Annotated in this window: 21 protein-coding genes and 2 pseudogenes; 8 read left to right on the top strand and 15 right to left on the bottom strand. The window is 72.1% G+C overall.

What is annotated here, in order from left to right; translation table 11 throughout:
* The first annotated feature begins 98 nt into the window (after positions 1-98).
* The 3 genes from QUE38_RS10195 to QUE38_RS10185 are packed head-to-tail and all read left to right on the top strand — an operon-like array spanning position 99 to position 2,712.
* Entirely contained in the window at positions 99-1,676 is a 1,578-nt protein-coding gene (locus QUE38_RS10195) for a PucR family transcriptional regulator (RefSeq protein WP_286307950.1), read from the top strand.
* A 24-nt stretch (positions 1,677-1,700) separates the two neighbouring features.
* Positions 1,701-1,892, top strand: a complete 192-nt coding sequence (locus QUE38_RS10190) for a DUF1918 domain-containing protein (protein ID WP_286307948.1) — start codon at positions 1,701-1,703, stop codon at positions 1,890-1,892.
* 37 nt (positions 1,893-1,929) lie between these two features.
* Positions 1,930-2,712: an SGNH/GDSL hydrolase family protein gene (locus QUE38_RS10185; RefSeq protein WP_286307946.1), complete on the top strand. Its 783-nt coding sequence runs from the start codon at positions 1,930-1,932 to the stop codon at positions 2,710-2,712.
* A 9-nt stretch (positions 2,713-2,721) separates the two neighbouring features.
* Here QUE38_RS10185 and QUE38_RS10180 read toward each other — a convergent pair whose 3' ends face one another.
* From QUE38_RS10180 to QUE38_RS10170, 3 genes are read right to left on the bottom strand one after another with little or no spacing between them, the layout of a single operon-like run.
* Positions 2,722-3,867: a DUF443 domain-containing protein gene (locus tag QUE38_RS10180; protein ID WP_286307943.1), complete on the bottom strand. Its 1,146-nt coding sequence runs from the start codon at positions 3,865-3,867 to the stop codon at positions 2,722-2,724.
* A gap of 10 nt (positions 3,868-3,877) precedes the next feature.
* Positions 3,878-4,387 (bottom strand): FBP domain-containing protein, encoded by a 510-nt coding sequence (locus QUE38_RS10175; RefSeq protein WP_286307942.1) that lies wholly within the window; start codon positions 4,385-4,387, stop codon positions 3,878-3,880.
* Between the two features lie 37 nt (positions 4,388-4,424).
* Positions 4,425-5,213: a hypothetical protein gene (locus QUE38_RS10170; RefSeq protein WP_286307940.1), complete on the bottom strand. Its 789-nt coding sequence runs from the start codon at positions 5,211-5,213 to the stop codon at positions 4,425-4,427.
* A gap of 152 nt (positions 5,214-5,365) precedes the next feature.
* On the opposite strand from QUE38_RS10170, the gene QUE38_RS10165 reads away from it, so the two are divergent.
* Both QUE38_RS10165 and QUE38_RS10160 read left to right on the top strand, forming a co-directional pair.
* Positions 5,366-6,976: a stealth family protein gene (locus QUE38_RS10165; protein WP_433996972.1), complete on the top strand. Its 1,611-nt coding sequence runs from the start codon at positions 5,366-5,368 to the stop codon at positions 6,974-6,976.
* Positions 6,977-6,981: 5 nt separating this feature from the next.
* On the top strand, positions 6,982-7,419 hold the full coding sequence (locus QUE38_RS10160) for a hypothetical protein (protein WP_286307938.1): 438 nt from the start codon (positions 6,982-6,984) through the stop codon (positions 7,417-7,419).
* Between the two features lie 20 nt (positions 7,420-7,439).
* Here QUE38_RS10160 and QUE38_RS10155 read toward each other — a convergent pair whose 3' ends face one another.
* The 3 genes from QUE38_RS10155 to QUE38_RS10145 all read right to left on the bottom strand — a co-directional run bounded on the left by QUE38_RS10155 (position 7,440) and on the right by QUE38_RS10145 (position 10,067).
* Positions 7,440-8,381, bottom strand: coding sequence for a hypothetical protein (locus QUE38_RS10155; RefSeq protein WP_286307936.1), 942 nt, complete (start codon positions 8,379-8,381; stop codon positions 7,440-7,442).
* Between the two features lie 83 nt (positions 8,382-8,464).
* Positions 8,465-9,403 carry a phosphodiesterase gene (locus QUE38_RS10150; protein WP_286307934.1) on the bottom strand — a complete coding sequence of 313 codons (939 nt, stop codon included), beginning with the start codon at positions 9,401-9,403 and terminating at the stop codon, positions 8,465-8,467.
* A 109-nt stretch (positions 9,404-9,512) separates the two neighbouring features.
* On the bottom strand, positions 9,513-10,067 hold the full coding sequence (locus QUE38_RS10145) for a hypothetical protein (RefSeq protein ID WP_286307932.1): 555 nt from the start codon (positions 10,065-10,067) through the stop codon (positions 9,513-9,515).
* A gap of 83 nt (positions 10,068-10,150) precedes the next feature.
* On the opposite strand from QUE38_RS10145, the gene QUE38_RS10140 reads away from it, so the two are divergent.
* On the top strand, positions 10,151-11,002 hold the full coding sequence (locus QUE38_RS10140) for a PhzF family phenazine biosynthesis protein (protein WP_286307928.1): 852 nt from the start codon (positions 10,151-10,153) through the stop codon (positions 11,000-11,002).
* Positions 11,003-11,016: 14 nt separating this feature from the next.
* Here QUE38_RS10140 and QUE38_RS10135 read toward each other — a convergent pair whose 3' ends face one another.
* From QUE38_RS10135 to QUE38_RS10125, 3 genes are all read right to left on the bottom strand, one after another.
* Entirely contained in the window at positions 11,017-12,117 is a 1,101-nt protein-coding gene (locus tag QUE38_RS10135) for a DNA glycosylase AlkZ-like family protein (RefSeq protein WP_286307926.1), read from the bottom strand.
* 118 nt (positions 12,118-12,235) lie between these two features.
* Entirely contained in the window at positions 12,236-13,339 is a 1,104-nt protein-coding gene (locus QUE38_RS10130) for a Gfo/Idh/MocA family protein (protein WP_286307924.1), read from the bottom strand.
* Positions 13,309-14,019, bottom strand: coding sequence for a ThuA domain-containing protein (locus tag QUE38_RS10125; protein ID WP_286307922.1), 711 nt, complete (start codon positions 14,017-14,019; stop codon positions 13,309-13,311). Before QUE38_RS10125 ends, QUE38_RS10130 begins: the two co-directional genes overlap by 31 nt.
* A 160-nt stretch (positions 14,020-14,179) precedes the next feature.
* Between QUE38_RS10125 and QUE38_RS10120 the strand changes: the two genes are divergently transcribed.
* Together QUE38_RS10120 and QUE38_RS10115 are read left to right on the top strand one after the other, a co-directional pair.
* Entirely contained in the window at positions 14,180-14,782 is a 603-nt protein-coding gene (locus tag QUE38_RS10120) for a TetR/AcrR family transcriptional regulator (protein WP_286307920.1), read from the top strand.
* Between the two features lie 119 nt (positions 14,783-14,901).
* Positions 14,902-16,590, top strand: coding sequence for an MDR family MFS transporter (locus QUE38_RS10115; RefSeq protein WP_286307918.1), 1,689 nt, complete (start codon positions 14,902-14,904; stop codon positions 16,588-16,590).
* A gap of 16 nt (positions 16,591-16,606) precedes the next feature.
* Here the strand turns inward: QUE38_RS10115 and QUE38_RS10110 are convergent, their stop codons facing one another.
* The 6 genes and pseudogenes from QUE38_RS10110 to QUE38_RS10090 all read right to left on the bottom strand — a co-directional run bounded on the left by QUE38_RS10110 (position 16,607) and on the right by QUE38_RS10090 (position 23,326).
* On the bottom strand, positions 16,607-17,707 hold the full coding sequence (locus QUE38_RS10110) for an MFS transporter (protein ID WP_350227464.1): 1,101 nt from the start codon (positions 17,705-17,707) through the stop codon (positions 16,607-16,609).
* Between the two features lie 116 nt (positions 17,708-17,823).
* Positions 17,824-18,018, bottom strand: a pseudogene (locus QUE38_RS17595) (MFS transporter); the annotation flags it as partial.
* 291 nt (positions 18,019-18,309) lie between these two features.
* Positions 18,310-19,814, bottom strand: a pseudogene (locus QUE38_RS10105) (family 43 glycosylhydrolase).
* Positions 19,807-20,631 (bottom strand): ATP-binding cassette domain-containing protein, encoded by an 825-nt coding sequence (locus tag QUE38_RS10100; protein ID WP_286307916.1) that lies wholly within the window; start codon positions 20,629-20,631, stop codon positions 19,807-19,809. Before QUE38_RS10100 ends, QUE38_RS10105 begins: the two are co-directional and overlap by 8 nt.
* Positions 20,628-22,397, bottom strand: coding sequence for a dipeptide/oligopeptide/nickel ABC transporter permease/ATP-binding protein (locus QUE38_RS10095; RefSeq protein ID WP_286307914.1), 1,770 nt, complete (start codon positions 22,395-22,397; stop codon positions 20,628-20,630). Before QUE38_RS10095 ends, QUE38_RS10100 begins: the two co-directional genes overlap by 4 nt.
* On the bottom strand, positions 22,394-23,326 hold the full coding sequence (locus QUE38_RS10090) for an ABC transporter permease (RefSeq protein WP_286307912.1): 933 nt from the start codon (positions 23,324-23,326) through the stop codon (positions 22,394-22,396). Before QUE38_RS10090 ends, QUE38_RS10095 begins: the two co-directional genes overlap by 4 nt.
* Positions 23,327-23,347 lie beyond the last annotated feature (21 nt).

Below are 23,347 nucleotides of genomic sequence, written 5' to 3'. Positions count from 1 at the left end.
GAGGTGAATCAGGCGGTCCACCGTGTACAACGAGGCGCTAACCGCTCGCCGCGATGTACAGTACGGATGCCCCCGCCCGACGACCGCCGGAGCCCGCGATGCATCCCACCCTGCGCACCCTGCTCGACCGCCGCGAGCTCGACCTCCGGCTCGTGGGCGACGAGGACGCGTTGCGCGCGGGCGCGCTGGACGCGCCGGTCGACTGGGCGCACGCGTCCGACCTCGCCGACCCGACCCCGTTCCTCGACGGCAACGGACTGCTGCTCACGACCGGGCGGCAGTTCGAGGGCGCCGAGTCCGGCTTCGCCGACGACTACGTCGCCCGGCTGGTCGAGCGCGGCGTCGTCGGCCTCGGCTTCGGCACCGAGGTGCTGCGCGACGGCACGCCCGAGTCGCTCGTCGCGGCCTGCCGGTCGCGCCGCCTGCCGCTCGTCGAGGTGCCCTACCCCACCCCGTTCATCGCGATCGAACGTGCCGTGGCGGCCGATGTCGCCGCCGAGGCCTACGCACGCCGCACGTGGGCGCTCGGGGCCCAGCGGGCGCTCGCGCTCGCGGCACTCCGGCCCGACGGGCTGAGCGCCACGCTCGCCGAGCTGTCGCGCCAGCTCGGCGCGTGGGTCGCGCTCGTCGGCGCGGGCGGGCGCATCGAACGCGAGTACCCGGCGGGCGAGCTCGACGCAGCGGGCATCGAGGTCGTGCGCGACGGCGCCCGCGAGCTGCTGCGTCGCGGGCAGCGCGCGAGCGTGATCGTGCAGGTCGGGCCCGAACGCGTGAGCCTGCACACGCTCGGCATCGGCGGCGCGCTGCGCGGCGTGCTCGCCGTGGGCGGCGCCGACCGGCTCGACCAGGCCGGGCGCGGGGTGATGACCGCCGTGATCGCCATGGCCGGCCTCGCGCTCGAGCAGCACCGCCACCTCGACCGGGCGACCGGGCTGCTCCGCACCGCGCTCCTGCACGGGCTGCTCGGCGGCGATACCACCCACCCCGATGCGTTCGCCCGCCAGATGTGGGGCCCGCTGCCCGCGGGGCCCGTGCACGTGGCCGTCGCCTCCGCGCCCGAGTCGGTCGACGCCCTCGTCGAGTGGCTCGAGCTGCAGGTCGACGCCCGCGAGGGCGCCCTGTTCTTCGCCTGCGACGAGGACCGCGTCCTGCTCTGCCTCGACCCGGCCGACCGGCCGCTCGCCGACGAGGTCTCGCGCACGTTCCGTGTCGCGATCGGGGTCGCCGACCCCGTGCCGTGGCACGACCTGGCCCGAGGGCACGACGAGGCGCGACGCGCGCACGCACGCGCCGCCGAGGCGCGCGACCCGCGCGTCGTCCGCTTCGACGACATCGCGCGGCAGGGCGTGCTCGCGTCCCTCGCCGGCACCGACGCGCGCGAGATCGCCCGGGCCTCGCTCGACCCGATCGTGGCCCACGACGACGCCGAGGGCACGGCGCTGGTCGCGACCCTGCGCACCTGGCTCGAGCGCAACGGGCAGTTCGACGCCGCCGCGCGCGACCTCGGGGTGCACCGTCACACGGTGCGCGCGCGGGTGCAGCACGCCGAGCGGCTGCTCGGCCGCGACCTCTCGACGTTCCACGCCCGCGCCGACCTGTGGGCGGCGCTCCTCGCGACGGGCGCCGCCGAGGCGACTCCGGGGTCTGGCCGCGCCGAGTCGCCGAGCGTACCCTGAGAGCAGGCGGAGGGGGATGCAACGATGCATGCGGTCACGGGCGAGCGCCTCATCATCCACGGCAAGCAGGTCGGGCAGGCGGAACGGCACGGCGAGATCCTCGAGGTGCGGGGCGACGACGGGGCACCGCCGTACCTCGTGCGTTTCGACGACGGCCACGAGAGCCTCATCTTCCCCGGCTCCGACTGCGAGGTCGAGCACGTCGGGTCGGCCTGACGCCGAGCAGCGGGCGCAGTCCGGCTAGTCTGGCCGGGTGTTCCACAGCTACGCGGCAATCGGCGACAGCTTCACCGAGGGCGTCGGCGACGAACTCCCCGACGGCACGGTGCGCGGCTGGGCCGACTTCGTCGCGCTCGGGCTCGCCGAGCACGCGGCCTCGCAGGCGACGGGACCCGTGCGCTATGCGAACCTCGCGATCCGCGGCCGCAAGCTCGGCCCGATCCTCGACGAGCAGCTCGACCCGGCCATCGCGCTGGCCCCCGAGGTCATCAGCCTGAACGGCGGCGGCAACGACATCCTGCGCCCGAAGATCACGGTGCCCGAGGTCGCGGGCCGCCTGCGCGGGGCGGTCGACCGCATGCGCGAGGCGGGCATCCACGTGCTGCTGCTCTCGGGCGCGAACCCGACCGACCACCTGCCGCTCGGCGGCGTGTTCGGCCGTCGCGGCGACGCACTCGCCGAGGAGGTATTCGGCTGGGGCGAGCTCGAGGGCGTCACCACGGTGAACAACTGGGCGGATGCCGGGCTGCGCGACATCCGCTACTGGTCGGCCGACAAGCTCCACCTCAACTCGCTCGGCCACGCCCGGGTCGCGAGCAACGTGCTCACGGCGATCGGCGTGCCCGTGCCGGGCGAGTGGGGCGTCGCCGAGGTCGCCGCCGCGCCACCCGCGGGTCGCAGCCGCAACACCGCCGCCTACTACCGCGAGTTCGTGATGCCCTGGATCGGCCGCCGCCTCACCGGCCGCTCGTCGGGCGACGGCCGCACCGCCAAGCGCCCCACCCTCGAGCCGGTGCCGCTGACGACCACGGGCTGAGCGGAGACCTCACCCCTCGTACTCGTGCACGGGCGCGGCCGCCGGGTCGCCCTCGACCGCGCGCGTCACCTCGGCGACCCGCCGGTCGGTGGTCGACGCGGTGATGTTGCGGATGAAGATGATCAGCCAGCTGAAGATGAGCCCCGCCGCGACGAGTTCGACCGCCGTCAGGTTGTAGTACCCGAACGGGAAGAAGAACAGCACGGTCACGAAGATGATGCCGAGGAACGCGTAGCCGAGCACCAGGAACGCGTTCGGGAACCCGGGCAGGAACCAGCGCAGGCCGATCACGATGACGAGGTAGACGACGGCCATGCCCGACGCCACCGTGTTGTGGATGCCGAAGTGCAGGTCGACCGGGAAGATGCCGACGCAGGCGAGGAAGATGCCGAGCAGCACCAGGCCGCCGGTGATGGTGCGGATGCCCCGCTCCGCGTCGAGCCCGCGCTCGGTCGACCACTGCCGCAGCTCGCCGCCGATGTAGCGCGCGAGCGCCGTGACCACGAGCCCGCCGAGGATGAGCGTGATGCCGAACGCATAGCCGGAGACGTCGCGCACCGTGCCGAGGGCGGAGAGGTTCTTCTCCCACCAGAGCGGATCCGAGGCGGTGAGCATGCTCCCGAGGCATCCGCTCACGAGGAAGAACGCCAGCAGCGTCGCGATCGAGCTCGCCGACACCCCCGCGGCCACCAGGTACGTGAAGTACGAGGTGACGGCGGCGATCGCGCCGGCCAGCAGCGCGGCGGTGAGGCCGTACAGCGTGGCGCCCTGGAACGCGTCGCCGAGCAGCGACCCGAGCCCGACGACGAGCAGCAGCACCAGCACCGCCGACGTGAACGCGAGCGCGAGCGCGTCGACCCAGCGCGCCCAGGTCGGCGTGCGCTCGGCGTAGGCCGGGTTCAGCGGCAGGCCCTGCACGACGTAGCCGATGCCGAACGCGATGGCCGCGGAGATCGCCGCAGCGAAGGCCGACACCTCGGCGACCGACCCCCAGCCGGTGATCGGGATGGTGTCGAGCCCGCCGACGATCAGCATGCCGAGTCCTGCGGCCACGAAGGCGACCGCGGCGGCGACGATCGCACTCGCCTCCACGGTCTCGGCGGTCGGTGCACGCCAGTAGTCGAGGAAGGCCGGCCTGCGCGTCTCGTCGGTCACACTCGGCACCCTAGCGCTCGGCGGCGGCCGCCCCCAGCACCTCGTCGACGAAGGCCTCGGTGCGCCGCAGCGTGTCGGCGATGCGCCGCTCCATCTGCCCCGGGGCGCGCACCTCGTGCGGCGCGAGCGGGGCGCCCAGGCGCACGTTGCCCGAGCACGACAGGTCGGCGCAGATGTAGGTGCCGATCGAGTTGCCCTGGCGGCCGGCGTCGCCCGCGCGCAGCGCGGAGAACAGCGAGATCTGGTCGGCCGGCTGCATGGTGTGGCAGAGGTTGCAGATCGCCGAGTGGCGGCGCGACATGGTGGTGGTCGCGGCGCGCAGCACGATGCCGACGGGCCGGTCCTCGCGCACGGTCACCAGGTAGGCGCGCTGTCGGAACCTCGGGTCGCGCCAGCCGAGGAACTCGATCGCCGACCACTCGGTGAGCGGGTAGTCGAGGGGCAGCTCCAGCTGCTCCGCCTCGTCGTCGACGGCGTTCACGAGCGAGTCGCGGATCTCGGCGTCGGTCAGTGGTCGCAACGTTCTGCCTCCCGGGGTCGACCCTTCCCAGTCTGCCTCAGGCGTCGGCGTCCATGGTCCACTCGACGCCGTCGGCGTCGGGGTTCCAGATGATGCGCAGCACCTCGCCCATGCGCATGCCGGCCGGGCGCATCCGCTCGGGCACGTGCTCGTACGCGAGCACCAGGCTCAGGCCACCGGCGAGGAACGCGCGCTCCTCCGCGCAGTCGGCGTCGGCGCCGTCGATCGTGCCGGGCCGCAGCATGATGAGGCACACCCGCCCCGACCGGTCGCGGAACGCCCAGAACCCGTACCCCAACTCCTCGTCCACGAGGCGGGTGGTCTGCCGCTCGCTCGCCCCGAGGAACGCGGCCATCGGCAGCAGGTCTGCTTCCACCTGCTCGCGCTCGAACAGCGCCAGCCCCGTGCTCTGCGCGGGCGTCAGCGTCACGGCGATCCAGGCGGCGGCCACGACCGCGGCGACCCCGCCGATGAGGGCGCGACGGATGCCTCGTCGGCGGCGCGGCACGGGAGACGGCGTCTCAGGGGCATCCGTCTGGTCGGATTGCCCCAACAGCTCGGCCGTCTCGGCCCGCTCGACGGCCTCGACCGGCCCGGCGGCATCCGCCAGCAGGTCGTCGAACAGCGACCCCGAGTCGGGCTCGACGTCGCGCGCTGCTGTCGGCACGGCCGCCGCGCTCCCCCGCTCCAGCTCCGCGATGCGCGCCAGCACGTCGCGCAGCTCCCCGGCGGCCTCCGACGCGAACCCGTCGGGCGTGCCGTAGACCACGGCCTCGAGCGCACCCCGGCGCGCACGCAGGGCGTCGAGCTCGTCGTCGGGTTCCATGGCTGCTCCACCACCGAGCCTACGCGCGTCGACGGTCGCGCGACAGGGCGCGGGCCGGTCGCCGCGGCGACGTAGAATCAACCGATTCGCGCGCCGCGCGACCGGACCCATGGACGCGAGGTGCAGTGACGACCGACCCCGAACCGCAGCAGGTGGATGCCCCCGAGCTGGTGCTCATCCGATCGGGCAATCGCCGCCCGCGCTTCGAGCGCGACGACATCGTGATGCGCAAGGGCCTGTACGCACTGCGCAACGGGCACCTCACCCCGCACGAGTCGATGGTCGAGGACCTGCTCGCGATCGGGTCGGCGCTCGACGCCGCATCCATCCCGTTCCTGCTGGTGCGCGGCGACGACGACCGCATGATCGTCGCCGTCGACCGGGCCCGCCGCCGCGAGGTCGCCGCGGCTCTCGCGGACGCGTTCTGGGACGAGCCGTTCTACTCGCAGGCGATCGAGCCGCGCAAGGTCGCCGACGTCGAGCCCGTGCTGCTCGCCGACGGGCACCTCTCTGGCCACCGCAAGGCCAGCGCGATGCGCCTCTACCGGCCGCGCATCGAGCCGATCGGCCGCCTGCGCTACGGCGCCGAGACCGCCGTGCAGCTCGAGCTCTGGCGCTTCGGCGACGACCAGATCACCGCGCCGCTCGAGAACGCGCTGATGCGCCGCACGCTGCCGCGCGCCGAAGCGGTGCAGGACACGGTGCACCGGTTCGGCCGCGACTGGCCGACGCTCGAGCACATGTTCTCGCCGCTGGCGAGCGACGTGCACTTCGAGATCGACATGGTCTTCTCCTGGGTCGACGGGTCGAGCGACGAGTTCCAGCGCGAGCGCGCGAAGCGCATGCAGCAGTACGTGGTCGGCGCGGGCGACGACTCGGAGGCCCGCTTCCGGCAGATCGACGAGCTGAAGTACGCGCTGCGGTCGGTGTACCTCTACGCGCCGTGGGTGCGGCACATCTACATCGCCACCGACTCCGGGGCGCCGAGCTGGCTCGCCGAGCACCCGCGCGTGACGATCGTGCCGAGCGAGGCGATGTTCCCCGACCCGTCAGTGCTGCCCACGCACAACTCGCACGCGGTCGAGAGCCTGCTGCACCACATCCCCGGCATCAGCGAGCACTTCCTGTATTCCAACGACGACATGTTCTTCGGCAGGCCCCTCCGGCCCGACGTGTTCTTCTCCCCCGGCGGCGTCACGAAGTTCGTCGAGGCGACCACGCGCATCGGGCTCGGCGAGTCCGACCCGAGCCGCAGCGGGTTCGAGAACGCGGCCCGGGTGAACCGTCGCCTGCTGCGCGAGCGGTTCGGCAAGGTCACGACCCGCCACCTCGAGCACTGCGCCGCGCCGCTGCGGAAGAGCGTGCTCGCCGAGCTCGAGGCGGAGTTCCCCGACGACTTCCGCCGCACCGCCGCGAGCCGGTTCCGCTCGGCGACCGACATCTCGGTCACCAACTCGCTGTACCACTACTACGCGCTCATGACCGGGCGGGCGGTGACGCAGACCGACGTGACGGTCAAGTACGTCGAGACGACGCTGCGCACGGCGCTGCCCGCGATGCGCCGGCTGCTGAAGCGCCGCGACCACGACATGTTCTGCCTGAACGACGGCAGCTTCCCCGAGATCTCGGTCGAGCAGCGCACGGCCGCCGTGATCGAGTTCCTCGAGCGGTACTTCCCGATTCCCGCGCCGTGGGAGAAGGAGGTCGCCGAGGCCGGGCGAGCGGATGCCCCTGTCGCCGGAGCGCGCACGGCGATACGCTGACGGGCATGGACCGACGGATGCTCCGCCGCACCACCGCCGCGCTCGGCATCGCCGCGGGCGCCCTGCTCCTGCTCGCCGCCTGCAACCCGGGCACCAGCCCGGTCGAGGACTACGCCGGCGTGCCCGAGGAGTACGACCGCGCCAGCGAGGACCCGGAGTCGACGGGCATGCAGGTGTTCTGGCTCGAGGAGGGCGGCCAGCTCGCCGTCACGATCTGGGGAAGCTCCGGATGCCCGTGGGTCGGCACCGACATCTCGGTCACCGCCGAAGCCGGCGAGGGCAACGCGGTCGAGATCACCGTGCCCGAGCTGCCCGCCGACACGGCGTGCACCGCGGACTACGCACCGCACACGACGGTGTTCTGGACGCCGACCTACGTCACCACGACCGAGCCGCTCGAGGTCACCGCGCTCGAGCAGACGGTGACGCTGCCGGTCAAGTAGCCGCGCGCAGCCAGAACCGCTCAGGCCTCGGGCTCCGGGGGCTGCGGCATGCAGCGCACGACGACGATCCCGCCGCCACCGCTCTCGTAGTCGTACGCGAACGAGTAGTTCAGCGTGACCGGGCCGCCCTCCCAGACGAACCACTGGTCGTAGATCTCGTTCATGTAGCCCCAGCAGCCGGGCGTGTAGTTGCCGAGCGCGGTGACCGTGACCGGGTTGGTCTCGTAGCAGGGGTTGAAGATGGAGCAGCCGAGGTCGCTCGCGTCGAACGCTCCGGTCGAACCGGATGACCCGGACCACCCGGACCCTGCGGCGGCGGCGGCCGCCGCAGCGGCGGCGGCTTCCGCCTCGGCCTTCGCCTTCGCCTCCGCCTTCGCCACCGCGGCGTCGTGCGACTCCCGCAGCGCGTCGATCGACGCGTGCAGCGACCGGTACGCGAGCACGGTCTGCGGAGCGCCGACCGCCGCGGCGAGGCGATCGGCCCGATCGGCGACCCGGTCGGCGAGGTCCTCGTCGGCCAGGTCGGCGTCGTCGAGGGCGGCGAGCGCGTGCTCGTGCGCCTCGGCCGCGAACGCCGCGAGCTCGGTCCGCAGTGCGTCGCGAGCCGTGGCCATCTCTGCGAGGTCGGTGCCCGCCCAGGCGGCGTGCAGCTCGTCGACGGCCGCCGCGAGCGCCGTCACGTCGATCTCTCCATCGTCATCGCCGTCGTCGAGCAGCGCGACGAGTTCGGCCACCGGCCCCGCCTCGCGCGCCGCCGCGGCACGTTCCGCCTCGAGCGCGAACGCGTGCCGTTCCTGCGCCCCGACGGCCGCCGCCTCGGTCGCGGCGACCTGGGCGTCATCGCTGCGCTCTGCCGCGGCGAACGCGGTCGGCAGGAACGCGAGGTACCCCGCGATCGCGAGCACCAGGGCGCCGGCCCAGGCCCACTCGGCGGCGTGACGGCGGTGTCCGGTGCGGTGCATCCGACCACCCTGTCACGACGCGGCGGGGTGCCCGCGCGCGCTGTGGACGACCCGCGACTCGGCATCGCCCCTACCGACGGGCGCTACGACAGCACGGTGACCGGCAGCGTGAGCGGCGGCTCGACGGGCGCCGGCGGGGTCGCCGCATCGGCGATCTCGATGCCGTCGCCCGCGAGGCGCGCAGCCGACTCCTCGGCGTCGATCCAGTCGAGCGCCGGGAACTCGCCGAGCGGCACGACCGAGTGCAGCACGGTGCTCGGGTAGACGTGCACGAGGTTGAACGCCCGGGCGCCGTCGCGGCCGCGCGTGCCGCCGACGGGCACGTTGAGGTCCTGCGTGTAGCAGGTGGCGGATGCCACGGAGACGGGCACACCCGCGAACATCGCCGTCGACGAGTAGTGCAGGTGCCCGGCGATGATCGAGCGGATGTCGCTGCCCTCGACGACCTCGGCGAGCGCCGCCTGGTCGCGCAGCTCGACGCTCACGGCGAGGTCGAGCACGCTCGGCACGGGCGGGTGGTGCATGGCGAGGATCGTGCCGTGCGGGGCATCCGTCGACAGCTCTTCTGCGAGCCAGTCGAGCTGCTCGCCCGTCACCTCGCCGTGGTGGTGGCCCGGCACGGTCGAGTCGAGGGTGATGACCCGCAGGCCGTTCACGTCGGTGACCCGGTCGACGGGTCGCTCGCTGCCGACCTCGTCGAACAGGCCCCGGCGGAACGCGCGGCGCTCGTCGTGGTTGCCCATGACCCAGATCACCTGGGCGCCGACGCGCTCGGCCGCGGGCTCGACGATGCGGCGGAGGCGGGCGTAGGCGTCGGGTTCGCCGCGGTCGGCGAGGTCGCCGGTGAAGACGATGGCCTCGGGGCGGGCACCGGATGCCTCGAACTCGTCGAACAGCTGACGCAGGTGCCGTTCGCTGGGCACGCGGTCGTAGAGGCTGCCGCCGCCCGCGAGCAGGTGGGTGTCGGAGATGTGGAGCAGGAAGTGATCCGGCCGGGGGTGTTCGGCCGTGCGCGTGGTCACGATTGGTCCTTCGATCTGCGGGAGCGGTCGCCGTCGGCCGCCGGACTGGGACTCTAGCGCATCACGCGCGGCCGAACGCGAGGTGAACGCGGCGTGGAGTCATGGTGCGTCACGGCAGCGGAATGACCCCGACGCCGATGCGCACGCGCCGCTCGGCCTCGGAGGCGGGCACTATCTCCCACGCGATGGCCGCATCGGGCGCCCAGCGCACCGCGAACACCTCGCGGAAGGTGACGCCCTCGACCCGCTCGCCGAGCGGCACGTCGTCGAGCCGCAGCCACTCGGTGAGGCCCTCGGCCGCGAACGCGTCCTCGCTCGTGCAGCGGATGGCGAACGGCACCGCCTGCTCGGGCGCCGTGCGCGCGAGGCACACCTCGCCGTCGGTCGTGCGGGTGCCGAAGAAGGTCCAGCCGAGCAGCTCGCCGAGCCTGCGGGTCGCCGCCTCGGCGAGGTCGACCTCGCCGTCGGGCGCCTCCAGGCGGTCGGCGGGCGTCGCCTCCCGGTCGAAGACCGCGAGCCCGGTCGGCGGCGAGGTGAGCGTGCGCAGCTGCGCGATGCCGACGACGACGAGCAGGGCGGATGCCACGACGGTGCCCGCGATCGCGAGCCGGACGCCCGGGCGTGCACCGGCGCCCCCGCGTCGCCCTCGACCGGCGGGATCCATGCGACCCACGTTACGCCCGACCGGGCCAGGTTCTCCCGATCGGCCCGCGCCGCGGCCCACGTCGGCGGGCTACCCTCGGCGTCATGACCGACGTGCTCCGCCTCGCCGCCTTCACGTCCGACCCCGCGGGCGGCAATCCCGCCGGCGTCGTGCTCGACGCGAGCGGGCTCGACGACGCGGCGATGCTCGCGATCGCGGCCGAGGTCGGGTACGCGGAGACGGCGTTCGTGACCTCGGCGCGCGCCGACGACGAGGGCATGCGCTGCGGCATCCGCTACTTCTCCCCAGTCGCCGAGGTGCCGTTCTGCGGGCATGCGACGGTGGCCACGGCCGTGGTGCTCGCCGAGCGCGACGGACCCGGACGGCTCGCGTTCGACACCCCCGTCGGCGAGGTGGCGATCACGACCGCGCCCGGGCCCGACGGCATGGAGGCGTCGTTCACGAGCGTCGAGCCGGCGGTCGAGCCGTTCGACGGCCCGCTGCTGGCGCAGCTGCTCGGCATGCTCGCCCTGACCGAGGCCGACCTCGACCCCGCGCTGCCGCCGCGCATCGCGTTCGCGGGCAACCGGCACCCGGTCATCGTGGTCTCCGACGTGGCGGCGCTGGACCGGGTCGCGTTCGACCCGGCGGCGATGCGCGCGCTCATGGACGCGCAGGGCTGGCAGGCGACGGTCACCGTGGCGCATCGCCGGGGCGACGCCGAGTTCGAGGTGCGCAACGTCTTCCCGGTCGGCACGATCGTCGAGGACCCGGCGACCGGTGCGGCCGCCGCGGCGCTCGGCGCGTTCCTGCGGGACGCCGGCGCGGTCGCCCCGCCCGCCGACCTCGTGCTCCACCAGGGGCGGCATGTGGGCCGGCCGAGCCTACTGCGCGTGCACGTGCCCGAGCGCGGGGGCATCACGGTGAGCGGCACGGCCGTGACGATCCCCGCCTGACGGGAGCCGGTCCCTCAGCCCCGCTCGAGCTCGAGCCACTCGGCCAGCGCGTCGATCTCGGCGTCGACCGCTGCGGCCAGAGCCCCATCGAACGGCTCGTCCTCGTGGATCGCGTTGACGACGAATCGCCCGGCGGCACGGTCGGCGGTCGCGTCGAGCTTCCCGACCAACCGGTCGCCGTGCAGGATCGGCAGCGGAAAGTACCCCCACCGGCGCTTGGGCGCCGGCGTGTAGATGCCGAGCGCGAACTCGAAGCCGAAGATCGCCTCGGCGCGCTTGCGGTCCTGCACGAGCCGGTCGAACGGCGAGAGCAGCACGGTGCGGCCGGCGAACGGATGCTCCGCCAGCGACGCGCGCGCCGACGGGTCGACGCGCCAGCGCCCGCGGATGCCTTCGATGCGCACGTCCTCGCCCGCGTCGCCCACGTCGAGCGGCTCGCCGGGCGACCCGTACGCGCCGACCCTCATGACCCCGAGCGAGCGCAGGCGCCGCCGGTTGCGCTCGGCGAGCGCCTCCGCCTCGGGCAGCGCCTCGATGCCGGCCGGGTGCACGCGCTCGGCGAGGTCCCACACGCGCGTCGCCCCGCGGCGCGAGGAGACGGCCACCTCGCCCCGCCGCTCCAGGATCTCGAGCATCATCGTGGCGTTGCGGTTGGCGTTCCACCCCGACGACGGCCAGTCGATCACGCTCGTGTCGGGCACCTCCTTCGCGGTGAGGGGCGCCTCGTCGGCGAGCAGCGCGAGCACGTCGCCGCGGAACTCCGCGTTGTCCTCCAGCCAGTCGCGTGCCTTGGCGCCCTGCGGCGACGCGCGCATGCGGTCGAGGTACAGCCGCAGGTCCCCGGCCGGACGGATCATCCCCTCCAGCTCGACCAGCACGCGCTCCACCTCGAGCGCGGTGATGAGGTCGTCGGGCTCGTAGCCGTCGATGCGGCTCCAGAGCATGTGGTCGGGCGCGGGCGCGATCGCCGCCGTCATGTCTGCCTGCAGCAACGTCAGGTGCCGCACCGAGTCGAGCAGATCGGTCGGGCGCGGCTCGTCGAGCAGCTGCGCGCGCACCGCGATGCGGCGCGCCTCGTCGCGACTGATCGTCTCCGTATCGCGCGGCACCGCCATGCCCCGACCGTACCCCCACCCGCCCCCTCCGCGAGTCGTCATGAGATGTCGGTATTCGCGGCCCAAAGCGACACTTCATGACGACTCGATGGGCTGGCCACGGGCAGAGACAGGGGACTCAGCGCCGCCAGTCCGCGGCGGGCACGAGCGGCACGGGAACCGGTCGCTCGACCGTGGTCGTCAGCACGGCCCGCTCCCCCGACTCGGCCGACTCGAGCAGGGCTGTCATGACCTCCAGGCTGTGCAGCGCCACGTCGGCTCCGGCCCTGGCCGGCCGCGAGGCATCCGCCCGCAGGAAGTCGAGCAGCCCGACGCCGCGCGCCGCGTCGACGTAGCCCGCGGCGGGGGCGAGCGGATGCCACGTGCCCGCGTCGTCCAGCGGCGCGAGACGCACCTCGCCGTCGAAGTGGTTGGGGTCGGGCACCGAGAGGGTGCCGAGCTCGCCGTGCACCTCGATGGGCGCGGCCGTCGTCGCGGTGCCGTCGAAGCTCGTGGTGAGCGTCGAGAGCGCACCGCCGTCGTGCTCGAGCACGCCCGACACGTGGGTCGCGACCTCGACCCGGATGCGCTCGCCCGCGCGCTCGCCGCCGGTGATCACGCGCTCGTCGCGCAATCGGCTCGACATGCCGGTGACGCGCCGCACCGGACCGAGGAGGTGGATGAGCGCGGCCACGTAGTACGGCCCCATGTCGAGCAGCGGTCCGCCGCCCGCCCGATAGTAGAAGTCGGGGTTCGGATGCCACCGCTCGTGACCGGGCGTCACCATCACGGCCGTCGCGGCGAGCGGACGCCCGATGCGTCCGCCGTCGATCGCGGCCCGCGCGGTCTGCGTGCCCGTGCCGAGCACGGTGTCGGGTGCGCAGCCGAGGCGCACGCCCGAGGCATCCGCCGCCGCAGTCATCGCACGCGCCTCGTCGAGCGTGGCCGCGAGCGGCTTCTCGCCGTACACGTCGCGGTCGTGCGCGATCGCCGCGAGTGCGACGTCGGCATGCGCGGCCGGGATGGTGAGGTTCAGCACGGTGTCGACGTCGGGGCTCGCGACGAGCTCGTCGACGGTCGCGGCGCGGGCCTCGGGCAGGGCGGATGCGACCGCCTCGGCGCGGGAGCGGTCGAGGTCGGCGACCGCGGTGATGCGCACCGACGGCACCCGGGCGAGGGTGTCGAGGTACGCCCGCGAGATGTTGCCCAGGCCTACGATGCCGACGCGGTGCGAGTCGCCCACAGCATCCCCCTCTCGATCACGGTGCGCACGTTGGGGTCGTCGAGCACCTCCGGGTCGTGCCCGGGCGTCGTGACGACGATGCGCCCCGCGCCCCAGTCGCGGGTCCAGACGGCGGGCGAGGTGAGCGGGCGCCGCCACGGATGCCAGGGCCGCACCGGGTGCGTGGTGGTGGCGAGCACGTCGATGAGATCGTCGTGCAGCACCCAGTACTGCTCGGTCGTGATCGCGAAGTCATCGAGGCCCTGCGTGACGGGGTGCGTGCGGCCGAGGTCGGTCAGCTCGATCACGTGGTCGAGGAAGTTCGCGTCGTCGCGCGGCTCGCCCGACGGTTCGGGCGCGCGGCCGGGGTGGGCCGCGAACTGGCCGCCGACGAGCTGGAGGTAGTCGGCCGATGCCCGGAACGAGTCGGCGATACCGCCGTGCCAGCCGGTGAACCCGGTGCCGGCGGCGACCGCGTCGCGCAGGCCGCTCACCTCCTCGTGGGTGATCTCGCCCATAGTGATGCACTGCACGATCAGGTCGGTCTCGGCCATGGTCTCGGCGTCGGCGTAGACCGCGGGCGACGATTCGATGCGCACGTCGTAGCCGGAGCGCTCCAGGAACGGCAGGAACAGGTCGGATGCCTCGATCGGCCGATGTCCGTCCCATCCGCCGCGCACGACCAGTGCCCGATGCGCCATCGCCGCCGCCTTCCCGTGGAGCAGCGTGCGACCCGGGCGGGACGCACGCTCCACCGACTCTGCCAAGTCCGCGGCGCACGATCCAGTCGGTTGCGCAACTCCCCGCGCGACACCGTGGCGCCGTTTGCACTCTCGGCTTGAAAGTGCAACACTGCACTCTGTGTCCCAGAGTGCAATCGCGACCCCGCAGCAGCGTCGCATGGCCGAGACCTCGCGCGCGCTGCGCGCCGAGGCCCGCCGGCTGACCGCGGCGCGCGGGCTCCACGGGTTCACCATCGAGGAGGTGTGCTCGGAGGCGGGCGTCTCGCGGCGCACCTTCTTCAACTACTTCGCCTCGAAGGAGCACGCCGTCGTCGGCGTGCCGGTGCGCACGGACGACTCGGATCTCGTCGAGGCGTTCCTGGCGGGCGGTCCGACGGGCGACCTGGTCGACGACCTCGCCGAGCTCATGGTCGCGCGTTGGGAGCGCATGGACACCGACCGCTCGGAGGCGCACGAGATCGCGCGGGCGTTCGAGCGCGAGCCGCAACTCGTCACGCACGTCATCGACTGGACCCTCCAGGGCCAGCGCGAGGACATCGAGCTCACCGAGCGTCGCACCGGGGTCGCACCGGGCGACCTGCGAGCCGCAGCCCTCGTCCACGTCCTGGAGGCGCTCATGCGCCCGACCATCACCGAGTACTTCTTCGAGGAGTCGGAGGCCGACTTCCGCACCCTCTACCGGCGCCGGCTCGCCGCCGCCCGCGACGCGCTGCGTCCCTGACGCCGCCTCGCTCGCACCTTCCGCTCCCGCCGACGCCGCCGGGTCGCATCCGATCTCACCAGCCTCACCACACGAACCGCCCTCACCACACGAGCCGCACGACCCGAACGGACCCTCGCATGACCACGACCACCGACGCGCCCTTCCTGCTCACGCAGCGGCGCATCTGGATCATCTTCGGCGCCCTCATCGCCGGCATGTTCCTCTCGAGCCTCGACCAGACGATCGTCTCGACCGCGATGCCGACCATCGTGGGCGAGCTCGGCGGCGTCGAGCACCAGGTCTGGATCACGACCGCGTACCTGCTCGCGACCACGATCGTCATGCCGATCTACGGCAAGTTCGGCGACGTGCTCGGTCGGCGGAACCTCTTCCTCGTCGCGATCGCGCTGTTCACCGTGGCATCCGCCGCCTGTGCCTTCGCGGGCGACTTCTGGAGCTTCGTCGTGTTCCGCGCCATGCAGGGCCTCGGCGCGGGCGGGCTCATGATCCTCTCGCAGGCGATCATCGCCGACATCGTGCCCGCCAACCAGCGCGGCAAGTACCTCGGCCCGCTCGGCGCGATCTTCGGCATCTCGGCCGTCGCAGGCCCGCTGCTCGGCGGCTTCTTCGTCGACCACCTCACCTGGCAGTGGGCGTTCTACATCAACATCCCGATCGGCATCGCGGCGTTCGTCATCGCGCTCGTCGCGCTGAAGCTCCCCGCTAAGAAGGCGACCGCGCCGATCGACATCCTCGGCGTGCTGTTCCTGTCGGCCGCGACGACCTGCCTCATCTTCTTCACCGAGTTCGGCGGCGACGGCGACCACGGCTGGGACTCGCTCGCCACGTGGGCCTGGGGTCTCGGGATGCTGCTGGCCATCGGCGCGTTCATCCTCACCGAGGCGCGTGCGGCCGATCCGATCATCCCGCTCGGCCTGTTCCGCAACCCGATCTTCGTGAACGCCACCGCGATCGGCATGTCGCTCGGCATCGCGATGTTCGCGGCGATCGCGTTCATCCCGACGTTCCTGCAGATGTCGACCGGCACCTCGGCCGCGGTCTCGGGCCTGCTGCTCCTGCCGATGATGGCGGGCCTCATGGGCACGTCGATCGCGTCGGGCCTGCTCATCACGAAGACCGGCAGGTACCGCCTCTACCCGATCCTCGGCACGCTCGTCACGGGCGTCGCGCTCGCGGCGATGACCACGCTCACCGCCGAGACCCCGGTCTGGCTGATCTGCGTGTTCCTGTTCGTGTTCGGCGCCGGGCTCGGCCTCATCATGCAGGTCGTCGTGCTCGTGGTGCAGAACGCGGTGCCCGCCGCGCAGATCGGCACCGCGACCAGCACCAACAACTACTTCCGCGAGGTCGGCGCGGCGCTCGGCACCGCGGTGTTCGGCACGATCTTCACCACGCGCCTCACCGAGGGCCTCACCGGGGTGTTCACGTCGGCCGGGGCATCCGCCTCCGACGCCGCGAACGCGACCGCGACCCTCGACCCGCAGGCCCTCGACCAGGTGCCCGAGGTCGTGCGCGACGGCATCGTGAACGCCTACGCCGACGCCCTCGCGCCCGTGTTCTGGTACGTGCTGCCGTTCATCGCGATCGCGTTCGTGCTGTCGCTGTTCCTCAAGGAGATCCCCCTGTCGGACGTGGCCGGCCTGGTCGCCCGCGGCGAGGCCATCGGAGGCGAGGAGGCCGAGCGCCTCGAGGCCGAGCAGCGCGCGACGCGCGTGTCCGGCCGCGGTGCGGCGGCCGACGGCAGCGAGACGGATGCCCCTGAGCTGGCGTCCACCGCGACCGGCGGCGTCGAGACGCAGGACTGACTCGCGCTGGGGCGCCTCAGCCCACGCGTTCGGCGGAACGGACCTGCCCCGTGTTCGTTCGTCGATGCCGGCTTCGAAGAGCCGGTCGGCGCCCCCGCAGTGATGGACACGGACCTCGTAGGAGATCCGAAGGTCGCCGGCAAGTCCTACCCGGCCGGCCCTCTCGCAGGGCTCCAGCCTGGAACGTCCCGCACCCGGATCTGGTGGCGCGAACGATGGCGGCCGGACCGCGTCGAAAGCGAGGTCGGTCCGATCCCGCTCGGTTCAGCGACTCACGGCCCGTCTGCGGCCGCCTGCTCCCCGGAGTTCGGCCGCGCGGCGAGCCCAGGGTCGAGAGGCACAGCACGCACAGACCCACGGCGACGGTCAGTGCGGCCGCCCACGGCAGCGCGGCGAGCCCCCAGGCGCCCACGACGACCGCTCCGACGACGGCGCCCCCGCCGATCGCGATGTTGAAGGCCGTGGTCTGCAGCGCGGCGGCGGAGGATCGCTGGCGGGGCGGTGTCAGGCGCATGATGCGGATCTGGAGGAGCGGCGGCACGATCGCGAAGGCCATGGCCTGCCCCAGCGCGACGACGATCAGCGGAACCAGCCCCCACCCCGCCGCGAGCGGGAGCGCGACGTTGAGCACCACGACCAGTGCCACCCCGGCGACGACCGTGGTGTTCGGGAAGCGATCCGCCGGGCGGCCGATCAACGTCACGCTGACGAAGGCGGCGAGCCCGGTGCCGAAGAGGAAGAGAGGGATGGCTGTGGGCTCGAGGGAGGCGACGTCGGTGAGCCACACCACCGAGTAGGTCCCGTACGTCGTCTGGCCGATCACGACGAAGAGGATGATCAGGCACACGAGCAGGATGCCGGGCAGCGCCGACTGCGCTGCAGCGTCCGTTCGGGTGGCCCTCGCACTCCTCTGCGGAGCGGGGGTCGGCGAGACGGGCGGCAGGAGCAGCACGATGAGCACCACGACCACACCGGCCACGACGGCGAGCGCGCCGAATGCCGCCCGCCAGCCGAACGCCTGCCCGAGCAGGTTGCCGAGGGGCACGCCCAGCACTCCGGCGACCGAGCCGCCGGCGGCGGTGATCGCCGTCGCCCGGCCCAACTGCGCCGCCGGCACGAGGTCCGCCGCATAGGCAGCCGCGACTGCCCAGAACAGGCCGTGCGCGACTCCCCGAGCACGCGGGCCACGAGGAGGATCTCGAAGGTCGGGGCGAGCGCGGTCAAAGTCGTCGCGCCCGCGATGCCCGCGAGCGCGACGATCGCGAGAGGCTTGCGCGGCAGCCGCCTGGTCGCGATCGCGAGAGGCGTCGTCGTGACGATGACAGCGGCCGCGAACACCGAGACGAGCTGTCCGACCTGCGTCACGGGCCGATCGAACGTCTCCGCAATGTCGGGGAGAAGCCCGCCGGGCAGGAACTCCGTGGACATGGAGACGAAGATCGCCGCGGCCAGCACACTGAGGCCGAGGCGCGGGAACGGTGCATGACCCGTTGCTCGGCGATGGTGGGTTCGGTGCCGCCGCACCCGGATGGTCCGGGTCTGGCCGGTGCGCGCGCCACGAGTGTCGTGCGACATTGGGAGCCTTCTCATACCCCTGCGCGCTGCCGGAAGACCCAGGCGCACCAACGCCGCGAACGGTGGGGGTTTCAGACTACGACGCCCACCGTCGCGGGTCAGCCGATTCCCGCGCTTTTGCGCAAGCGCAGGCCACGCGAACGGTCACCCCGCTGTCGGACGATACGTCACCGACCGCACGATGCCGGCGGGCGAGGGCGCACCCACCGCCAGCATGCGTCCAGTGAACCCGGCCGCCACTTCGGTGGAGAAGTATCGGCCGTCGAGGCGGGCGATCTCGACCGCCTCGCCGTCGCGGAGCGCTGAGAGCACGACATCGTCCGGCCCGGCGTAGCCGAAGGGCACCGGGGCGGAGTGCGGGAATGTCGTCGAGATCCGCAGACTCGCGGACTCACCGCCGAGTTCGAGCTCGCCGAACTGCTGGCGGATGTCCCCGATCTGCACGATCGCCCTCGCCCGGCCCTCCTCGAAGACGACGGCACACCAATGACGGTCGTCGAGCCGGAGCCCGATCGCGCCGGAGGTCTCCACCGTCGCGTCGGCCTGCCAGGCGAAGTCCTTCACCCGCGTGCACAGCACGTCGGTAGCTGCACCCCAGCCCGAGAAGTGCAGGCCGCCACCAGGAGCGAGCCGTGCGACCGCGCCGGGCTCGCTGTCGGCGGCGACCCAGCGCGGATCGAGTTCGCGGGACGTGAAGTCGTCGACGAAGCCATCGCCGTCGGGCGCCACCGAGTAGCGCGCCTCGTCGAACACCGGCCACCCGTCGACCCAGTCGACCCCGGCAAGAAAGGTCTCGCGTCCCAGCACGTGGAAGCCCGGGGTCGAACCTCGGGGGCGCACGCCCAGGTAGACCGCGGCCCAGCGCCCGTCGGGCCCCTGCACGAGATCGGCGTGGCCGACGTTCTGCACCGGGTGCGCGCTGCTCCGATGCGTGAACACGGGATTCCAGCTGCAGGACTCGAACGGGCCCCGAGGGCTCGGTCCGCGCGCGACCGTGACGCAGTGACCGCGCTCCGTACCCCCTCGGCGAGCACGATGTACCAGTGCTCCCCGATGCGATAGACGTGCGGACCCTCGGCCATCGGCATCCCGCTTCCCTGCCAGACCGGGTAGCTCTGCTCGAGCAGTCGGCCAGTGCTCAGGTCGATCGGCGCCTGGCGGATCTCCTGCCCACCCACGCTGAAATCGAGGACGTGCCAGGTGAGGTAGCAGGTGCCGTCCTCGTCCCACACCAGATCGGGATCGATGCCGATCGCCTCGGAGACGAACACGGGTTCACTCCAGGGGCCGGCGGGATCGGTCGCGTGCACGATCACCTGCCCCGAGGAGAAGTCGCTCACATTCGTCGTCGCGAACCAGAACCGCCCGTCGTGATGGCGCAGCGTCGATCCGTAGATGCCCGTCGACGGGCCGGACGTGCCGGCGCGGAACTGCGACCTGCGGGTGAGGATGTTCCCGATCTGCTTCCAGGACACCAGATCGCGACTGTGGAAGATGGGCGCGCCGGGAAAGTACTCGAAGCTCGAGTGCGCGAGGTAGTAGTCGTCTCCCACCCGGCAGATGGTCGGGTCGGGGTGGAAGCCGGCGACGATGGGCTGCGTCTCGGCGCTCACGGCCGTCGTGCTGGGCGCCACGGCGGCATCAGTCATCGGTTGCCGCCCCGATCGCGGCGAGGCGTGCCTCGCGCCGCTCGCGCTGGAGCACCGGGTCGGCCACCGGTGCTGCCATCTGGAGCTTGCGCGTGTACGGGTGCGCGGGGTCCATCGCGACCTGCTTCGCGTCCCCGAGCTCGACGATCTCGCCGCGGTACAGCACGGCGATCCGGTCGCTGATGCTGTGGACGACGCCGAGGTCGTGGCTGATGAACAGGTAGGCCACGCCGGTGGACTCCTGTAGTTCCTTGAAGAGCTGCAGCACCTTCGCCTGAGTCGTGACGTCGAGCGCGCTCGTGGGCTCGTCGCAGATGATCACCGACGGCTCCATCGCCAACGCCCTCGCGATCGCGATGCGCTGCCGCTGTCCGCCGGAGAATTCGCGGGGGTAGCGGTTCACGGAGTCCGACGGCAGCCCCACAGCGTCCAGAAGTCCGCGGACACGCTGGCGGCCGCCGCTGATCCCGGCCGCGGCGAGCGGCTCGGCGAGGATGTCCTCGATCTGCATCGATGGGTTCAGGCTCGAGTATGGATCCTGGAACACCACTTGGACATCGCGCGACGACTTGCGGCGGTCTCGACGCCGCGCGGCGTGGATCTCGGTGCCCTTGAACGCGATCCGCCCTTCCGACACGGGCGCGAGCCCGAGGATCGCCCGCCCGATCGTGGTCTTGCCGGAGCCGGACTCCCCTACCATGCTCAGCGTCTCGCCGGCGTGCAGGTCGAACGAGACACCCTTGATCACGGTGGTCTGCGACTTGCCCGCTCCGAAGCGAACGACGAGGTCCTCGACCTCGAGGATCGGCTCGCTCATGATCCCGCCTCCATCAGCTCGACACTCTGCGAAGAACTCAGGAGCTCCTTCGTATAGGGGTGCTCGGGATCGGCGAGGATCTTCTCGACCGCGCCGCGCTCGACGATCTCGCCTTCCCTCATCACGCTGACGGTCGCGCACAGGTCTGCCACGACTCCCAGGTTGTGGGTCACCAGCACCATCGCGAGGCCCCGCTCGATGCTGAGTTCGCGAAGCAGCTCCAGCACCTCGGCCTGCACGGTCACGTCGAGCGCCGTCGTGGGCTCGTCCGCGACGATGATGTCGGGGTCCGCGGCAACGGCGCCGCAGATCAGCACGCGCTGCGCCATCCCGCCCGAGATCTCGTGCGGAAAGAGCTTCATCACGCGGTCCGCGTCACGGATTCCGACACGCACGAGCAAGCTGTGGACGCGCTCTCGCGCCTGCTTCTTCGACATGCTGCGCGCGGCACGGAGCCCGTACACGAGTTGGTCGCCGATCGTGAACGACGGATCGAGGTTCGACATGGGCTCCTGCGGGATGTAGCCGATGCGCCTGCCGCGGGCCGCGCGCAGCGCCTCGCGGTCGCGGAGCAGGTCCCGACCGTCGGCAACGATGCTCCCGCCGAGCGCGATCGCCTCCTTGGGAAGGATGCCCAGGATCGAGAATGCGATCTGCGACTTCCCCGACCCTGACTCGCCGACGAGTCCGTGGATCTCGCCGCGGTGGAGGTCGAGGTCGACGCCGTGAAGGACCTCCCGCACCGTGTCGGGCCCACTGGGGTATCCCATCCTGAGGTCGCGGATGGACAGCACGACATCGTCCGTCGGCTGGGCGGCCTCAGGCGCGGCCGAGCGCAGGTCTCTCGCGAGCGCCCGCCGACGGGACCGCTTGAAGTCGTGGGCCGAGCCCGGAGGCTGGAGGACGTCGCGCAAGGCGTTGCCGAGCAGGACGAACGCGAGAATCGTGACGCTGATGGCGAGCGCAGGCCACAGCACGCCGAGCGGGTTGCGGTAGATGTTCTGGAACGCCTCTTCGAGCACCCGACCCCACGTCGGGATCCGCGGGTCGCCGAGCCCGAGGAAATCCAAGCCCGCCTGGATGCCGATCGCTGCCCCGGCGATTCCGGCGGAGTGGATCACCACGGGACCGCTGACCGCCCACAGGATGTGTCGCCCGACGATGCGGACGTCCGAGAGGCCGACGACCTTCGCCGCGTCCACGAACAGCTCGGTCCGCACCGTCACGACCACGGCACGTACGAGCCGGAAGTAGGTGGGAGCGATGATCACACCGAAGATGATCATCGCCACGACCATGTTGGGACCGGTCCGCGCATAGAGGGCGATGAGCAGGACGATGCCGGGCAGCGACATGATCGAATCCGCGACGAAGTCGGCCACCCGCTCGACGGCGCCTCGGTAGTATCCGGCGACGAGGCCGGCGGTCACGCCGATGACGAGAGACACCGAAACCACGAGAACGACTGCGAGCAGCATCTCGCGGGCGCCGAACAGCAGCCGCGCGAGAACGTCCCGGCCGGAACCGTCGCCGCCGAGGATGTGATCGGGGCTGAACGGCGGGGCATTCGTGCTGCCGAGATCGGTGAAGTTCGGGTCGTACGGCGACAGGACGGGCGCCAGCAGGCCGAGCACGACGACCAGCAGGACGTAGACGGTGCAGATCGCACCGATCGGGTGGCGGAAGATCCGGACGATCACCGGCTGGGCCTTCGGCCTGGGCGCGAGGGTCGTGACGATCGCGACGGTGTCGGGTGCGGAGCTCATCGCTTCCTCGCCTTCGGGTTGAGCAGGGAGTTGGCCAGGTCTGCGGCGACGTTCACGACGAGGACGATCACGATCGTGACGAGGACCGACCCCATCACCATCGGGATGTCACCCGCCTGGGCGGATTGGGTGACGAGCTGCCCCATCCCCGGCAGGGCGAAGACCCGCTCGACGAAGATCGTGCCGCCGAGCATCCCGATCACCAGCAGTCCGAAAGCGATGATCCCCGGGCCCGACGCGCTGCGCAGGACATGTCGGAGGACAACCGCTCGCTCCGAGATGCCACGGGCACGGAGTGTCCGGACGAAGTCGCGTGACAGCATGTCGCGCACAGCGCCGCGGATCTGCCATGCCCCGCCGGCGATCGTGCCGACCAGCAGCGCCGCGACCGGGAGGGTGATCGAGTAGAGCCAGCCGGTGAAGCTCTCCTCCGGTCGTATGTAGCCGGTTGCGGGGAAGAGCGGCCACTCCACACCGAAGAAGAGGACCAGAACGACGGCGACGATGAAGGGCGGGATGGCCGCCCCGACACCGCCGAGGAACTGGACCGTCCGGTCGATCCACCCGCCGTAGTAGGCCGCCGCGACGCCGATCAGCACGCTCCCGACGATCGTGAGGAGCAGCGTGGCGATGACGAGCGACAGGGTGACCGGCACCCGCACCTCGAGCGCTGTCGTCACATCGAGGCCGGTGAAGTACGACCGCCCGAGGTCGCCGGCGAACACGCCGCCGAGCCAGTCGAGGTACTGAACGAGGAGGGGGCGGTCGAGGCCCAGCTCCACCACGCGCCGCTGCACGTCCTCGGCGCTCGCGCTGAGTCCGAGCGTGGCCCGCGCGACACCTTCGCCGTTTCCGTACATCAGGGCGAATGTCGCGAAGGTCACGACCAGGAACACGCCTGCGGCGCGCGCCAGCTGTTTGAGAATCATGAGAAGCATGGTGGAACCTGA

The sequence above is a fragment of the Agromyces mangrovi genome, from assembly GCF_030296695.1.
Lineage (GTDB): Bacteria > Actinomycetota > Actinomycetes > Actinomycetales > Microbacteriaceae > Agromyces > Agromyces mangrovi.
Note: the sequence above shows the minus strand (reverse complement) of the source record. Positions and strands in the feature narration are given on the sequence as shown.